Raw genomic sequence first — 15094 nt, forward strand, 5'->3', positions numbered from 1 at the left:
GGACACAATGCGCCGGAGAAAAACTTGTTCCTGGCGAGACTTCGCCGTCAGCCCTTGCCGCCCGGCCGGAGCGAACTACTTGCTTGCCGATGAACAAACAGGACAAATTGCGGCCGTCGGACGCCGCAACCCGCCATCTCGTCCGTCGACTTGTCGACGAACCGGAGCGCTGGGCGCTCTTCCTCGACATCGACGGAACGTTGCTCGACCTTGCGGCGACGCCGGATGCCATCCAGGTCCCCCTTTCGCTTCCGGCGAGCCTCGATGCGGTTTCCGCCCGCCTTGGCGGCGCGCTGGCGCTGGTCACCGGGCGCAGCCTTCCCTTCGCAGACGGGTTGTTCGCGCCTTTCCGCTTTCCCATCGCCGGCCTGCACGGCGCGGAATTCAGGGGGACGGACGGAGCAACCTCGGTTGTCTCGGTGACGCCCGCCTTCGCCGCGCTGAAGCAGCGCCTTGCCGAGCGGACGGCCTGGATGGAGGGCGTGCTGATCGAGGACAAGGGTGCCGCCGTCGCAGCCCATTACCGGCTGGCGCCCGCCTATGACACGGCGCTCGAGAAGATCATGCGGGACTTTGCCGAGGAGGCAGGCCCCGCCTGGGTGCTGCAGCCCGGCAAGATGGTCTTCGAAATCCGCCCCGCGCGCGCCGACAAGGGAGAGGCTGTCGCCACCTATCTGGAGCAGCCCGCCTTTGCGGGGCGCCTGCCGATCGCGATCGGCGACGACCTGACGGATGAGACCATGTTCGCGCTGGCCAATGCTCGTGGCGGCCAGTCGATCCGCGTCGGTTCGCTCGCCACGGCCACCTGTGCCCTCGCCAAGGCGTCGTCACCGTCGGCCATCCGCTCGGCGCTGGCCACGATCGCCGCTGCGGGCGACCGGAAGGCGACGGCGGCGTCCTGAGCGGGATGCTTCAGGCCGTCCCCGTCGCGGCTGGGATAGGCTCATCCGCCCTGTCGGTCAGGCGGCGGCCGCCTGCTGGTCCTTGAGGAAGGCCGAGACGCGCTTCAACCCTTCCTCCAGCACGGTGCCGTTGTTGGTGAAGCCGATCCGCACATAACCTTCCATGTCCATGGCGCTGCCGGGCGTCAGCATCACGCCGGTGCGCGCCAGCAGGTCTTCGCAGAACGCCACGGAGGACATCGGCAGATGGTATTTCAAGAGGGCGGTTGTGCCGGATTTCGGCTTGATCCAGGAGATCAGCGGCTCGCCGTCGACCCAGGCCGAAAGCGTGGCAAGGTTGGTGCGGGTGATGGCGCGGCTGCGGGCGAGAATCTTGTCGCGGTTCTCCAGCGCGATGGCGGCGAAGTGGTCGTCCAGCATGCCGACGCTGATCGTGTTGTAGTCGCGATGGATCGAGACCGCGTGCAGCAGCTCGACCGGGCCGGCGATCCAGCCGAGGCGCAGGCCGGCGAGCGCGAAGGTTTTCGACATGCTGGCGGTGCTGATGCCCTTCTCGTAGAGGTCGGCGATCGAGGCGGTCATGCCGTCGCCCTCCTGGTCCGTGCCGCGATAGACCTCGTCGCAGAGGATCCAGGCGCCGGCGCCGCGGGCGATCTCGACGATCTTCTCCAGATAGGCGCGGTCCATCAGCGCGCCGGTCGGGTTGTTGGGGTTGTTGATGGCGATGAGCTTCGTGCCCGCTGTCGCCAACCGCCTCAGCTCTTCCAGGTCGGGCAGGAAGCCGGTCGCTTCCGTCAGCCGGAGGATCTGCACGTCGGCGCCGATGCTTTCGGGGATGGAATAGTGCTGCTGGTAGGTCGGCAGCACCGAGATGACGCGGTCGCCCGGCTCGACGAGCGTGCCGTGCACTAGCGCGTTCGCGCCGATCGCGCCATGCGTGATGACGACGTTTTCCATCGCCTGCTTCTCGTAGAGGCCGGCGACCAGCTTTCGCAGGCGCTCGCTGCCTTCGATCGCGCCATAGGTCAGCTTCATCGGCAGAAGCTCGGAGAGGATCGTGTCGGTCTTGCCCGCCATCTCCAGGAGTTCGGCGACGGTGAGGGATTCGACGCAGGTCTCGGCGATGTTCAGCTCGCAGTTGTTCTCGTAGCGGTTCATCCAGATTTCAACGCCGAAATCGCGAATTTTCATGGGCAACTCCTTTGATGTCCCGGCCGGGAACGCGCGGTGGAAATCTGTCGAATGATGAAGGCTGCTATGCTGCAAGGAGTTTATGCGCAGTATACTGCACAGTCAAGGGTGCGGTACTGCTGGGTACCCGCCGGCAATGTTTCGTGCTGCGGTGCATCGACGGCGACACGGATATCCTCGCCATCACCGTCGCGTCACGCTCTTCGATGAGACTTGGCGGCGGCGGGCAGGCGCGTCCGGATTTAATCGTTCATCAGCCGCAGGGCATCGGGAAGGCCCGGCATGGCGGTGCCTGCACCCTTGCGCGTGACGGTGACGGCGCCGAAGGCATTGGCAAGCCGGCAGCAGTCGTGGCCGCCGATGCCCGTCAGGCGGCCATGGATGTGGCCGGCGGCGAAGGCGTCGCCCGCGCCGGTCGTGTCCACCACGGCGGCGGGGAACCAAGGGGCGCTTTCGGCGCCCCCGCGCTGGCAGAGCCTCGATACCGCACCGTCCCCCTTGAGCGCGATGCGTCGCACGCCACCCGCCAGCAGCGCGGCGAGCATCGGCTCAAGGTCGCTCCCCTGCGGCCGATGCAGGAGGCGGGGAAGGTCGGCGCCGTCGAGCAGGATCGTGTCCAGCTTCGGCAGAAGGTTCAGCACCGTGCCGGCGATCGTCGAGGCGATGCCGCCGGGCACGTCGAGGCTGACGGGGATGTCCCGCGTCGCCGCGATGTCGATGGCGCGGCGTGCCGCCTGCGATTGCGGGGCCCGCAGCAGCGCGTAGCCGGAGAGATGGAACAGCGCGGCGCCCTCGAACGCCGCCTCCGCCACGCCGTTAGGCGCCAGCTGCGCATTGGCGCCGCGATAGGCGAACATGGTGCGCTCGCCGCCGGGGCTTACCGTCACCACGTTGATCTGCGTCGGCTCCGCCGGGTCCTCGCCGATCCAGCGGGTGGTGACGCCGGCCCCGGCAAGGTCCGAAAGCGCCTGCCGGCCCCAGGCATCCGCGCCGATGCGGCCGATCAGGCGCGCCTCGTGGCCGGAGCGGGCAAGGGCGATGGCTGTGTTGGTCGCCGAGCCGCCGAGGGCCACCGTCTGGCGCGTGGCGATGCCTTCCCCGCCCTCCGGCGGGTAGAAGGGAATATCGAGCACGAGGTCGATATTGATATCGCCGAGCAGGACGACCGTGGCCATCGGACCGGCCTCACAGATCGATGTGCATCTGCTCGATGGCCTGGTCCACGTCGGCGATGATGTCGTCGATATGCTCGATGCCGACCGAGAAGCGCACCAGGCCGTCGACCACGCCCATCGCCTCGCGCTCCTGGCTCGGAATGTCGAGGAAGGCCATGGTGGCGGGAACCTGCGTGGTGGTGCGAAGGCCGCCGAGGCTGGCGGCAAAGGAGCACAGCTTCAGCCGCTTGAGCAGGCGCGCGCCGGAGGCTTCGTCGGCGACCTGGAAGGAGAGCATCGCCCCGCCGCCCTGCAATTGCTCGCTCGCCGAAGCATAGTTCGGGTGCGAGGGCAGGCCGGGGTAGAAGACGCGCTTGACGCGCGGATGGGCTTCGAGGTGCTTTGCCAAAGCCAGCGCATTGGCGCACTGCTTTTCAAGGCGCAGCGAAAGCGTCTGTGCGCCGCGCAGCAGGAGCCAGGCATTGAAGGGCGAGAGCGGCGCGCCGAGCTTGTTCAGCGTGTTCCAGCGCACGTCCTCCAGCCAGTCGGCCGGCAGAATGTCGGATTTCAGCGTGATGACGCCGCCGACCGCATCGTTGTGGCCGCCGATGAATTTCGTGGCGCTTTCGACGACGACGTCGACGCCGAATTCATGCGGGCGGCAGACGGCGGGAGAGGCGAAGGTGTTGTCGCAGATGACGACGATGCCGCGGGCGTGCGCGATCTCGACCAGTTCCTTGAGCGGCGGCACCTTCATCGTCGGGTTGGCGATGGCCTCGACATACAAGACCTTGGTCTCGTCGGTGAAGGCGTTCTCGACGGCGCGCACGTCGGTGCAGTCGACGAGGCTGACCTTCAGGCCGAAATCCTGGGCGCGGTGGTCGAAGAATTCATGCGTCGAGGAATAGGTGGTGAGGTCGGCGACGATATGGTCGCCCGCCTTCATGATGCCGAAGAGCGCGTGCGAGATGGCCGCCATGCCGGAGGCGGTGGCAAGGCAGGCGGTGCCGCCGGTCAGTTGCGCGATATGTTCTTCCAGCTTGTATTCGGTCGGGTTGCCGCAGCGCGAGTATATGTTCACTTCCTTGCGGGCGCCTGCCACGATCTGGTCGTAGATGTCGCCGGCATACTGGAAGTTCGCCGACATGTAGATCGGATAGCTGATCGACTGGGAATGTTCCTCCGGCTCGTAGAAGACGGCGCGGCTGGCGAACTGGTAGTCCTTGGCAGACATGGTTTTACTCCTGGAAAATCATTCCTTCACGGCCCCGCCGATGAGGGCGGCCGTGATCTGGCGTTCGAAATAGATGAAGAGGATGAGCGGGGCGATGGCGGCGATGAGGATGGCCGCCAGCATCACCGGATAGTTGGTGATGTGCTCGCCGACGAAATCGGTGAGGCCGACGGGCAGGGTTTTCCGCGCCGGGTTGTTGATGAAGACGACCGGGAAGAGGAAGTCGTTCCACACCCAGATCATGTTGACGATGGCGACGGTGAACATGGCCGGCCTTGCAATGGGCAGGGCGACCTTGCGGAAGATCTGCCATTCGGAGGCGCCGTCGACGCGGCCGGCGTCGAAAAGCTCGCGCGGCAACGTGTTGAAGAAGGCCTGCATGATGAAGATCGACACCGGCACGTTGAAGGCGGCCGTCGGCAGGATGACGCCGAGATGGGTATCGAGCAGGCCCGCGCCGCGCAGCATGACGACGAGCGGCACCAGCGCCACATAGGCGGGGATCGCCATGGCGGCGGTGAGGGAGAGTTCGACCGCCGGCATCCAGCGCGGGCGGTAGATGGCGAGCGCGTAGCCGGCGAGCGTCGACACGAGCACGGTGATCAGCGTCGCGCCGGCCATGACGATCAGCGAATTGACCGCATAGCCGCCGAGCGCCCCGCCGCTCCAGGCGCCGATATAGGCGTCGAAATTGAGGCTCGTCGGGAAGGACCAGACGGAGCGCATGAATTCCCTGTTGGTCTTGAAGGTGCTGTAGATCATCCAGACGAAGGGGAAGATCACCATCAGCACATGCAGGGTGAGGAAGGCCAGCACGATGCTGTTCGTGCGGTTCCAGCGGTGGACGACGGTCGGCGTCATGCGTCCCCCTTGCGCTTCATGTAGCGGAAGACGATCCAGGCGGCGAGCGCCGTCAGCACCATCTGCGCGAAGCCGATGGTCGCCGCATAGCCCATCTCGAAGCTGCCGAAGCCCATCTTGTAGAGATAGGTGGAGACCACCTCGCTGGCATGGTTCGGCCCGCCATTGGTGAGCACGAAGACCAGCGAGAAGGTTTTCAGCGAGCCGATGATGGCGAGCAGCGAATTGGCGCGCACGGCGTCCCAGACCATGGGGACGGTGATCGAGACGAATTTGCGCCCATGGCCCGCGCCGTCGATCTCGGCCGCCTCGTAGACGCTTTCCGGCACGGAACGCACGGCGGCGGTGAAGAGCAGCACGTAGAGGCCGAGGTAGGTAAAGCTCATCACCACGACGACGGCAAGGAAGGCAGTGTCGGATTCGCCGAGCCAGCCGCGCTTCAGGCTGTCCAGTCCGACGGCTTTCAGGGCGGCGTTCACCAGCCCGAAATAGGGATTGTACATGAAGCGCCAGAGCAGGCCGATGCAAATCTCGCTGACCATGACGGGCACGAGATAGAAGAACAGGAAGATGCGGCTGAAGGCCGGCACGATGCGCACCAGGCAGTAGGCGATGACCAGCGCCAGGAAGACCTGGAAGACGATGGCCGAGAGCGCGACGAGCAGGTTGCGGCCGAGCGAGGCCCAGAAGATCGGGTCGCCTGCAAGCCGCAGCACGTTGCCCACGCCGACGAAGACCGGGGCGGACGCGCCGTCCCACTGGAACATCGACAGCCAGCCGGCATAGACGACGGGATAGGCGACGAAGGCGAAGACGAAGAGGAGGGCCGGCGCGAGGAAGATCAGCGCCGCCCGATTGTGTCTCTTCGCAAAGCCGATGTCCGCGCGCATCATCCCGCCGTTTCCTGGAGGTATTTGCCCGCCGCCGAAGAAGCGCCGGCGGGCTTCTTCCTACTTGTTGGCCTTCAGCGCATCTTCGAGGCGCTTGGCGCCATCCGCCGGCGCGACGGAGCCGTCGAGAACGCCCTGCAGGGTGGTGTAGTAGATATTGGTCGCGGCCGGCGGCATCGCGGTGTCGTAGAAGGAGTCGAGATGGCCGGCGGCGTTCATCAGCTCGTTGCTGATGCCGTAGAGCACGGGGCCGGCGGCGGCCTCGGTGGTGGCACCCTTGACGGTCACCATCGTCTTGCGCAGCTCGACATATTTGGTCATCACCTCGGGCGAGGTGAGGAACTTGAGGAGCGTCACGGCGTCGGCCTTGTTCTCCGCCTTTTCCGAGATGCCGAAGGAGGCGGCGACGCCGGCCAGAACGTCGCTCTGGTCGCCGGCCCCGCCCGAAACGCTCGGGAAGGCGAAATAGCCGAGCTCGAAACCTTCCGGCGCATCGGCCGAGGCGCCGATCTGCCAAGTGCCGTTGAGCAGCATGGCGGCCTGGCCGTTGAGGAAGAGCATGTTGGCTTCCTGGTCGCTCATGCCGTTGAAGCCGATGGGGAAATAGTCTTTCTGCGCGATCTCGGCGATGGTCTGGAAGGCCTTCTCGCCCTCTGCGCCGAGCGTCGCGCCGGCATCGCCATTGACGAAGGATGCGACGACGCCGGAGCCCTTCAGGCGCATTTCCATGTACTGGAACCAGAAGGTGGCCGGCCAGGAATCCTTGTTGCCGAGCGAGAAGGGCACGAGGCCCTCTTCCTTGGCCTTTTCGGCCAGCGCCATCAGCTCGTCATAGGTCTTCGGTACGGTCCAGCCCTTTTCGGCGAACAGCGCCTTGTCGTACCAGAAGACGACGGAGTCGACGTCGACCGGCACGGCGTAGGTCTTGCCGTCCTTCATGGTCTGGGCGATGGCGCTTTCCAGAAAGCTCTCGCGCCAGCCGTCCTTGGCGAGGTCCGCGTCGAGCGCATACATCTGGCCGCCCTTGACGAAGGCGTTCAGGAAGCCGCCCGGCAGGGTGTAGAACACGTCGGGCGGATTGCCGGAGGCCATGGCGGTGTTGAGCTTGGTCTTGTAGGCCGACTGCTCTGCGGCGACGACATCCAGCGTGATGTCCGGATGCTTCCTGGCGAATTCGTCGAGCGCGAAGGTGATGAAATCGATTTTGTCCTGCTGGCCGGCATAGGCATGCCAGAAGGAAAGCGCGCCGGCCGCGGCCGGAAATGCGGTGAGCGCAAGCGCGGCGCCGGCGATGAGAAGACGTTTCAGCTTCACGATATCCTCCCGAAACGGTTGGGCAGCGCCCTCCGCCGCCGTATGCAGTGATGCCACAACAAAAACATGCTGTCCATAGTGACACCACAACATGCCCATGCTAGCGTCCGCTTCAATCGACAGCGTCAGACCGCGAAAGAGCCGCCATGACCGTTGACCTGCGTGGTCCGTCCAATCCCGCGAGCAGCCGGCTGCGCAGCGTGCTGCCGAAACTCTCGGACTCCGAGCGCCGCGTCGCGCTCTGGGTGCTGGACAATGCCGAGGCGACCATCCGCAACTCGATGTCGGCCATCGCCCAGGCGGTGGATGTCAGCGACACGACCGTGCTGCGCATGTGTCGCACCGCCGGCTTCGAGGGTTTTACCGACCTCAAGCTGGCCTTGGCGCAGGAGCCACGCCAGAGCCAGGAAACCATCTCCAGCGAGCCGCATGCCAGCGATCTCCAGGCGGCCGGCCGGTTGTTCCGCGCCGTGGCGCAGGCGATCAGCGACACGCAAGGGGTGCTTTCCGAGGCGACCTTCGCCCGCGCGCTCGATCTCATCGCCGGGGCGCGGCATATCCTCGTCGGCGGCGTCGGCGGGTCGGGCATCGTCGCGCAGGCCTTCTACCAGCGCTGCATCCGGCTCGGTCTTCGCTGCGATGCGCCGGTGGATTCGCAGTTGCAGATCATGCATTCGGCGCTCACCGGGCCGGAAGACCTCGTCGTCGTCATCTCCTATTCCGGCATCACCAGCGACCCGGTGCTCGTGCTCCAGGAGGCGAAGTCGCGCGGGGCGAAGACGCTCTGCATCACCGGCAACAGCGCCTCGCCGCTCGCGCGTCTCGCAGATGTCGTTCTCGTCAGCGTCTCCCACGAGCAGGGCAGTGAGCCGATGGCCGCGCAGATCGCCCAGATGGCGCTGATCGACGCGCTCTATTCGGCCCTCGTCGCGCGCAATGCCGAGCGGGCCCAGCTCACCGAGGAGCGAATGGTCAACGCCATCCTTCCCAAGTCCATCTAGCATCAAGACAGGTATTGCCGTGAAGATCCAGATTTACACCATGCAGACCGTTTCCGAGGCGATCGCCGCGGCAGAAGCGGGCGTCGACTATCTCGGCCTGACGCCTGCCAATCGCGGCCTGCCGGGCGAAATCAGCTTCGCGACGGCGCGCGAGATCGCCGATGCGCTGAAGGGCAAGGCCTCGCGCGTCGCGCTGTCGGTGGAGAGCGATCTTGCTGCCATCGCCGACATGGTCGCCGCCGTCCGGCCGGACGTGCTGCATCTGTGCGGCGACATCACGCTGGTGACGCCGGATCATGTGCGCCAGCTGCGCGAAACCCTGCTGCCGCTCTATCCGGGCCTCGGCATCCTGCAGGCCATTCCGATGACCGGGCCGGAAGCGCTCGATCACGCCGCCGCCTTCGAGCCCTATTGCGACAGCTTCATCCTCGATTCCGTCGCCGCCCATATCGGCGGCATCGGCGCGGCGGGCGTCACCCATGACTGGTCGCTGAGCCGCGCGATCGTCGAGCGCAGCAGGCTGCCGGTCATCCTCGCCGGCGGGCTCGGACCGGACAATGTCGCGGCTGCCATCGCCGCGGTGAAGCCCTGGGCGGTGGATTCGCTGACCCACACCAACAAGCCGCTGCCCGAAGGCGGCTTCCGCAAGGATATCGACAGGATCAAGGCTTTCGTGACGGCCGCTAGGGCGGCCTGAGCGACGGCCCTTGACGGAAGGAGGAGGGGCGGTGCCGCTGGCGCCGCCCTTTCTTTTTCGACCAGTGCGATCCCCTTATGGCTCCATTGGAACTTCTAATTTTCCAGCGGCAGCGAAGATTTCTACCTTGAACCCCGTCAAACGGCGCGATTGGCCGCGGTCAAGGGAGTTTTTCGAATGAACATGTTTGCGCGAGGGATGCCGAACCAGCTGCTGCGGCTGCAGGAGATGCACAATGGCGAGAAGGTCCGGCCGACATTTTCGGCGGGCGAGATGGAGCGGCGGCAGAACGCCATGCGGCGCATTCTGGAGGAGCTGAAGCTCGACGCGGCGATCCTCACCTCCTACCACAACATCTGCTATTTCTCCGACTTCCTCTACTGCTCCTTCGGCCGCCGCTACGCCTTCGTCATCACGCCGGAAAAGGCGACCTCGGTTTCCGCCGGCATCGATGCGGGCCAGCCCTGGCGCCGCACCTTCGGCGACAACATCACCTATACCGACTGGCAGCGCGACAACTTCTTCCATGCCCTGCAGACCCTGCTGCCCAAGGTCTCGCGCATCGGCATCGAGTTCGACCAGGTCAATCTCGACCTGCGCCGGCTGCTGGAAGAGGCGTTCCCGCATGTCGAATTCGTCGATATCGGCGCGCCGACCATGTGGCTTCGGACGATCAAGTCGGCCGAGGAGATCACGCTCATCAAGAAAGGCGCCGCGACGGCCGATATCGGCGGGGCGGCGGTGGCAAACGCCGTTGGCGAGGGCATTCCGGAATACGAGGTGGCGCTGGCCGGCACGCAGGCCATGGTCCGCCACATCGCGAACCGCTTTCCCCATGCCGAGCTGATGGATACCTGGGTCTGGTTCCAGTCGGGCATCAACACGGACGGCGCGCACAATCCGGTGACCTCGCGCCGGGTGGAGAAGGGCGACATCCTCTCGCTCAACTGCTTCCCGATGATCTCGGGCTACTATACCGCGCTGGAGCGCACGCTTTTCCTCGACCATGCCAGCGACGAGCACCTGCGCATCTGGGAGATCAACTGCGCCGTCCATCGCCGCGGCCTCGAGCTGCTGAAGCCCGGCGCGCGCTGCGGCGACGTCGCGACGGAACTCAACGAGATCTACCGCGCGCACGGCCTGCTTGGCTATCGCTCCTTCGGCTACGGTCATTCCTTCGGCGTGCTCTCGCACTACTACGGCCGCGAGGCGGGCGTGGAGCTGCGCGAGGACATCAACACCGTGCTGCAGCCGGGCATGGTCGTGTCGATGGAGCCGATGCTGACCATCCCGGACGGCATGCCCGGCGCCGGCGGCTACCGCGAGCACGACATCCTCGTGATGACCGAGACCGGCAGCGAGAACATCACGGGCTTCCCCTTCGGTCCGGAGCATAATATCCTCCCCGCCTGACCCGTCCGCGGGCAACTTGGAACGGGCCGCCCGATCGGCCCGTTTCCTTTTGGAGCGGTGCCGATCCCGTGAGAAACATTCCGACCGATCTCCTTCGCACCTTCCTCGCGGTCATCGACCTGCGCAGCCATACGCGCGCCGCCGAGCAGCTCGGCCGCACCCAGCCGGCCATCAGCCTGCAGATGAAGAAGCTCCAGGAACTGCTCAACGTTTCCCTCTTCGCAAAGGATGCCGGCGCCCAGCCGACCGAGGCGGGCGAGCTCGTGGCAAGCTATGCGCGGCAGATGCTGACGCTCAACGACGAGATGGTGCTGCGGCTGTCGAGGCGCGACCAGCACGGCAAGATCCGCCTCGGCATTCCCAACGACTATGCCGACCATTTCCTGCCGAAGCTGATGCCGCGCCTTGCCCGCAGCGGCCATGACTTCCGCTTTGAGGTGGTGTGCGATCTCTCGCATGTCTTGCTGCAAGGCCTGCGCAACGGGCTCTATGACCTCGTCGTGGCGATGACGCCGGACGGGCCGGCGGAGGGCGCGTTCATGACCTGGAAGGAACCGCTCGCCTGGGTTGGCTATACGCCGACATCCGTCGTGACGGACGGGAACGCCAACCTGCGCATCGTCTGCTACCCGGAAGGCTGCCTTTATCGCCGTGCGATGCTGACGGCGCTGCAGCGCGACGGGCGGGGCTACGATCTCGTCTATACCAGCCCCAGCCTTGCCGGGCTGGAGGCCGCGGTCGGCTCCGGCTTCGGCAACACGGTGCTCGCCCGCCGCATCGTGCCGAACAAGCTGACGACGCTCGACGAGGCGCTCGGCCTGCCGCGCCTCGCCGATGTCGTCGTCGGCATCTATCTAAGCTCGGATCGCAAGCGCTCGCCGGTTGCCGAAAGCTTCGCGGCGCATTTCGCCGATGCGTTCCTGGCAGGCAGGCTCGCTTAGAGATAAAGGAAAGAAAATCTCGACCAATGGCGTGGCAACATGTCTTTGATGTTGAGCCACATCAATCGAGGCACACAGGTGATGGCTCCGCCAATGATAAGCTTGAGCGGTCTTTCAGCAACTGTTCATGGATCCAAGCGCTGAAAGCCCTTACCGCGGGCCTGTGTTCGGCCGCTTCCGGATAGAACAGGGCGATCAGCTTGCTGGCCTCGACCCGAAAGTCGAACAGACGCAGCAATTTGCCACTGTTTACGTCCTGCTCGACTAGAGAGCGCATCGCGATGCCGATGCCCTGGCCGCGGCTGGCGGCCTCGATCATCATATAAGCGCGTGAAAAGGAGATTGCCCGGTGCGGCGGAAAAGGCGGCAGGCCGAGTTCGGCGAACCAGTTGTCCCAGCTTGCACCGAAATCCAGCCCTTCCAGGGTCGTGTGCAGGATGGGGTAGTATCCGAGATCATCGGCCGAATTCACCGGTTGCTCGGCCCGGAGGATGGATGGTGCACAGATGGGCCAGATTTCGTCCTGCAGAAGGATTTCCTGCTGGATGCCGGGCTGTTTTTCGCGCGCGAAACTGACGGCTATGTCGACACCATTGGAGATGACGTCGTCAAGGCTGATATAGGACAGGAGTTTGATCTCGATGTTCGGATGGAGCTCTGCGAACCGGGATATCCGGGGCGCCAGCCATTTTGCGCCGAAGGATGGCAGCGAGCCGACGACGAGCTTGCCGCTGATCTCGCTGGAGCGGATGCTGTCGAGCGCGCTCTCGATGTTGAGGAGAGATTTGCGAATGGCGCTGGCGAGCAGCTCGCCTTCGCGTGACAGGACAAGCTTGCTGTGAAGCCGGTGAAACAGTTTTACGCCGATCTGCCCTTCGAGAAGGCTGATCTGCTGGCTTATGGCGCTGCGCGTCAGGAACAGCTCGTCCGCGGCTTTTGTGAAGCTGAGATGACGCGAGGCGACCTCGAAGGAACGCAGGGCGGTCAGCGAGAAGTGAGTAAGCGCCATCGTGTACCGACTGGTGTTCCCGGTGTTTCAGCCATGTCCTCGCCGGGCTCGGGAAAGCACCCGGATGCTCGTTCCAGAGAGCATGCCGTACCGGGCCTGTCAAAAAAACTTTCAACCCTGCATGGAAAAACAGGACTTTTGCCGGAAAATATTACGTTAAACCGCGTAATTGCCAGGCGGTTAAAGCCGGTGCGTTAGGCAGACTAACGCAAGACGTTAGGTCTTACCGCTTGTTGGGTGGCCATCCCGCTGCCAATCTCCCTGGCACAGAGGCTCCGTGAAGCTGTCGACGAACGCGGCAGGGTGGTTACAGCCTCCACGCACGAACTGTCCGAGAAGGATGCCATGTCCGGAACCGTCACCAGCAATGACACCGTGGTCTTTTTTGGCAGCCATGCCGTCGATCACTATGTCCGCTGCCAATATTGGCCGAGCGAGGGCCAGAAGATCAATGCGGTGCCGGCCGGCCGGGTTTATGGCGGCATGATCCCGAATGCGGCATCGATCTATGCAGGCTACGGCCTGCCGCCCACGCTGATGGGACCGCTTCAGGACAACGAGGATGCTGACCCCATCCTGGCCGAAATGGCGTCGAATGGCATTGACACGCGTTTGGTGCGCCGCTCGCCGCAGTTCAGCAATTCCTATGCCTACAATTTCCTGAGCGAGCGCAATGCCGGTGAAAAGACGCTGATCATCATCGATCCGGGCTACGAGTTCGCCCTGACGCCGGACGAGCACAAGGTCTTCACCGGCGCGAAATTCATCTATTCGACGATCGCCCATCTGGGCCGCATCGCTGGCATCAGGGACGTGCTTGCGCAGGCGCGCGCCAACGGTGCCAGGCTGTTCATCGACGTCGAGGCGGAATCCTTCCATTCCGCGAAGGAGGATTGGTGGGCATTCTCGGCGGCGCACTTCGTTTCCTTCAACGACGAGAGCATCGCCAAATTCCGCGATGGCACTTCTGCCGAGAAGGCAATCGGGAAACTGCTCGAAGACACAGGCGGCGAAGTCATTCTGACACGCGGCAAGGAGGGGTGCGAGGTTCACCTGCCGCATACACGGATCCGCATTGCCGGGCACGTCGTGTCGGCGGTCGATCCGCTTGGTGCCGGCGACACGTTCAATTCGACCTACCTCTATGGCCGCGCCTGCGGATGGTCCGTCGAGCGATCCGCCCATTTCGCCAATGCCGCAGCGGCGCGCTCAACCACGCTCGTCGGCCCGCGCAGCGGGCGCGCGTCCGTCCTGGACGTCGAAGAATTCATCCGAATGTCAGGGCGGACAGATGCTGCCGCTGCCGTCCTGGCGTGAACATAGGGCAAGCACAACAGGCGTTGAAAACGCGAGGGGAACCAAATGACCAGGAATTTTTTGTTGAGCAGTGCGAGTGCGGCCCTTCTGGCAGCGAGTGCCGGCGGGGCGGTCGCCGCCGAGGTCAATGTGACGTCGCTCGGTGGCGCCTATCAGCGCAGCCAGGAGCTTGGCTACGGCCAGGCCTATGAAAAGGCCGGCAACAAGATCAACTGGAACGTCTATTCCGGTGGTCTGGGCGAGGTCCGGTCGCAGGTCGAATCGGGCAATGTCATCTGGGACGTCGTGGACATGAACAATGCCGATTCCAATATCGGCTGCGCCGAGGGCATCTTCGAGAAGATCGACCTTGCGGAGGTGACCGAACCGGCCCCGGACGGCGCCGGTGTCGATGACTACCTGATCAAGCGTCCGAATGATTGCGCCATCGGCACGGTCATCTATTCGTGGACATATGCCTACAACAAGCAAGTCTTTCCCGCGGAAAAGCCGACTGTCGTCGCAGACTATTTCGACACGGCGAAGTTCCCCGGCAAGCGCGGCATCTGGAGCAGCCCGACGCAGGCCATCGAGATGGCCCTGATGGCCGACGGCGTGCCGACCAAGGACATCTACGACTACCTCGAGGAAAATGGCGAAGAGGCGGTGGATCGCGCGCTCGCCAAACTGAAGGCGTTGCACGAAGACAGGAACGGCGGACTGGTGTTCTGGAACGGGGGCGCGGAGCCGCCGGAGCTGCTGGCGAAGGGCGAGGTCGTCATGTCCACGGGCTGGAGCGGCCGCTTCTACGACGCGGTTGTCAAGGAAGGTGCGCCCATCGAACAGGTTTGGGACGGCCAGATCATGGATTTCCAGAATTTCGTCGTCCTGAAGGGCGCTCCGCACCTCGATTCGGCGAAGGACTTCCTGCGTTTCGCCACGGCCACGGACAATATCGCCGAAACGGTCCGCTACATCCCCTACGCTCCGTGGAGAAAATCGGCCGGCGACAAGATCATGGCGAACGAGCCCTGGTCTGAGGACGGCAAGACGATGGTCGGGCCGTATCTGTCCACCGCGCCCGCCAACATGACGAACTATCTCGAAATGGGTTCCGACTACTGGCAGAACCACCAGGACGAGATCAACGAACGCTGGATCGCCTGGAAGTCCGGCCTCTGATCCATCGAT

The 15094-nt window shown here is 64.4% G+C and carries 14 protein-coding genes; 7 read left to right on the plus strand and 7 right to left on the minus strand.

Translation table 11 applies throughout. From position 1 onward, the window contains the following. The first annotated feature begins 89 nt into the window (after positions 1-89). Positions 90-902, plus strand: a complete 813-nt coding sequence (otsB, locus tag MUU56_RS25725) for a trehalose-phosphatase (protein ID WP_244770130.1) — start codon at positions 90-92, stop codon at positions 900-902. Positions 903-959: 57 nt separating this feature from the next. Here the strand turns inward: otsB and MUU56_RS25730 are convergent, their stop codons facing one another. The 6 genes from MUU56_RS25730 to MUU56_RS25755 form a co-directional block, all read right to left on the minus strand. Further along, positions 960-2093, minus strand: a complete 1134-nt coding sequence (locus MUU56_RS25730; RefSeq protein WP_244770131.1) for an aminotransferase — start codon at positions 2091-2093, stop codon at positions 960-962. 242 nt (positions 2094-2335) lie between these two features. Beyond that, entirely contained in the window at positions 2336-3268 is a 933-nt protein-coding gene (locus MUU56_RS25735; RefSeq protein ID WP_244770132.1) for a carbohydrate kinase family protein, read from the minus strand. 10 nt (positions 3269-3278) lie between these two features. Further along, positions 3279-4481, minus strand: coding sequence for a trans-sulfuration enzyme family protein (locus tag MUU56_RS25740; RefSeq protein WP_244770133.1), 1203 nt, complete (start codon positions 4479-4481; stop codon positions 3279-3281). Between the two features lie 18 nt (positions 4482-4499). After that, positions 4500-5342 carry a carbohydrate ABC transporter permease gene (locus tag MUU56_RS25745; protein ID WP_244770134.1) on the minus strand — a complete coding sequence of 281 codons (843 nt, stop codon included), beginning with the start codon at positions 5340-5342 and terminating at the stop codon, positions 4500-4502. Then, positions 5339-6235: a carbohydrate ABC transporter permease gene (locus MUU56_RS25750; RefSeq protein ID WP_244770135.1), complete on the minus strand. Its 897-nt coding sequence runs from the start codon at positions 6233-6235 to the stop codon at positions 5339-5341. The genes MUU56_RS25745 and MUU56_RS25750 overlap by 4 nt, the downstream gene beginning before the upstream one ends. A 57-nt stretch (positions 6236-6292) precedes the next feature. Then, positions 6293-7546: an ABC transporter substrate-binding protein gene (locus MUU56_RS25755; RefSeq protein ID WP_244770136.1), complete on the minus strand. Its 1254-nt coding sequence runs from the start codon at positions 7544-7546 to the stop codon at positions 6293-6295. A gap of 146 nt (positions 7547-7692) precedes the next feature. On the opposite strand from MUU56_RS25755, the gene MUU56_RS25760 reads away from it, so the two are divergent. The 4 genes from MUU56_RS25760 (at position 7693) to MUU56_RS25775 (ending at position 11598) form a co-directional block, all read left to right on the plus strand. Continuing rightward, the gene (locus MUU56_RS25760; protein ID WP_244770137.1) at positions 7693-8547 is read left to right on the plus strand and encodes a MurR/RpiR family transcriptional regulator; all 855 of its coding nucleotides are present in this window, start codon (positions 7693-7695) and stop codon (positions 8545-8547) included. 19 nt (positions 8548-8566) lie between these two features. Then, on the plus strand, positions 8567-9244 hold the full coding sequence (locus MUU56_RS25765) for a phosphoribosylanthranilate isomerase (protein WP_244770138.1): 678 nt from the start codon (positions 8567-8569) through the stop codon (positions 9242-9244). A 198-nt stretch (positions 9245-9442) separates the two neighbouring features. After that, positions 9443-10657: a M24 family metallopeptidase gene (locus MUU56_RS25770; protein WP_244770281.1), complete on the plus strand. Its 1215-nt coding sequence runs from the start codon at positions 9443-9445 to the stop codon at positions 10655-10657. 68 nt (positions 10658-10725) lie between these two features. Next, positions 10726-11598: a LysR family transcriptional regulator gene (locus MUU56_RS25775; RefSeq protein WP_244770139.1), complete on the plus strand. Its 873-nt coding sequence runs from the start codon at positions 10726-10728 to the stop codon at positions 11596-11598. A 61-nt stretch (positions 11599-11659) separates the two neighbouring features. Here the strand turns inward: MUU56_RS25775 and MUU56_RS25780 are convergent, their stop codons facing one another. After that, on the minus strand, positions 11660-12607 hold the full coding sequence (locus MUU56_RS25780) for a LysR substrate-binding domain-containing protein (RefSeq protein ID WP_244770140.1): 948 nt from the start codon (positions 12605-12607) through the stop codon (positions 11660-11662). Between the two features lie 345 nt (positions 12608-12952). Between MUU56_RS25780 and MUU56_RS25785 the strand changes: the two genes are divergently transcribed. Together MUU56_RS25785 and MUU56_RS25790 are read left to right on the plus strand one after the other, a co-directional pair. Beyond that, positions 12953-13924: a carbohydrate kinase family protein gene (locus MUU56_RS25785; RefSeq protein ID WP_244770141.1), complete on the plus strand. Its 972-nt coding sequence runs from the start codon at positions 12953-12955 to the stop codon at positions 13922-13924. Between the two features lie 63 nt (positions 13925-13987). Further along, the gene (locus MUU56_RS25790; protein WP_244770142.1) at positions 13988-15085 is read left to right on the plus strand and encodes an extracellular solute-binding protein; all 1098 of its coding nucleotides are present in this window, start codon (positions 13988-13990) and stop codon (positions 15083-15085) included. Positions 15086-15094: the final 9 nt, after the last annotated feature.

The sequence above is a fragment of the Shinella yambaruensis genome, from assembly GCF_022899355.1.
Classification (GTDB): Bacteria; Pseudomonadota; Alphaproteobacteria; order Rhizobiales; family Rhizobiaceae; genus Shinella; species Shinella yambaruensis.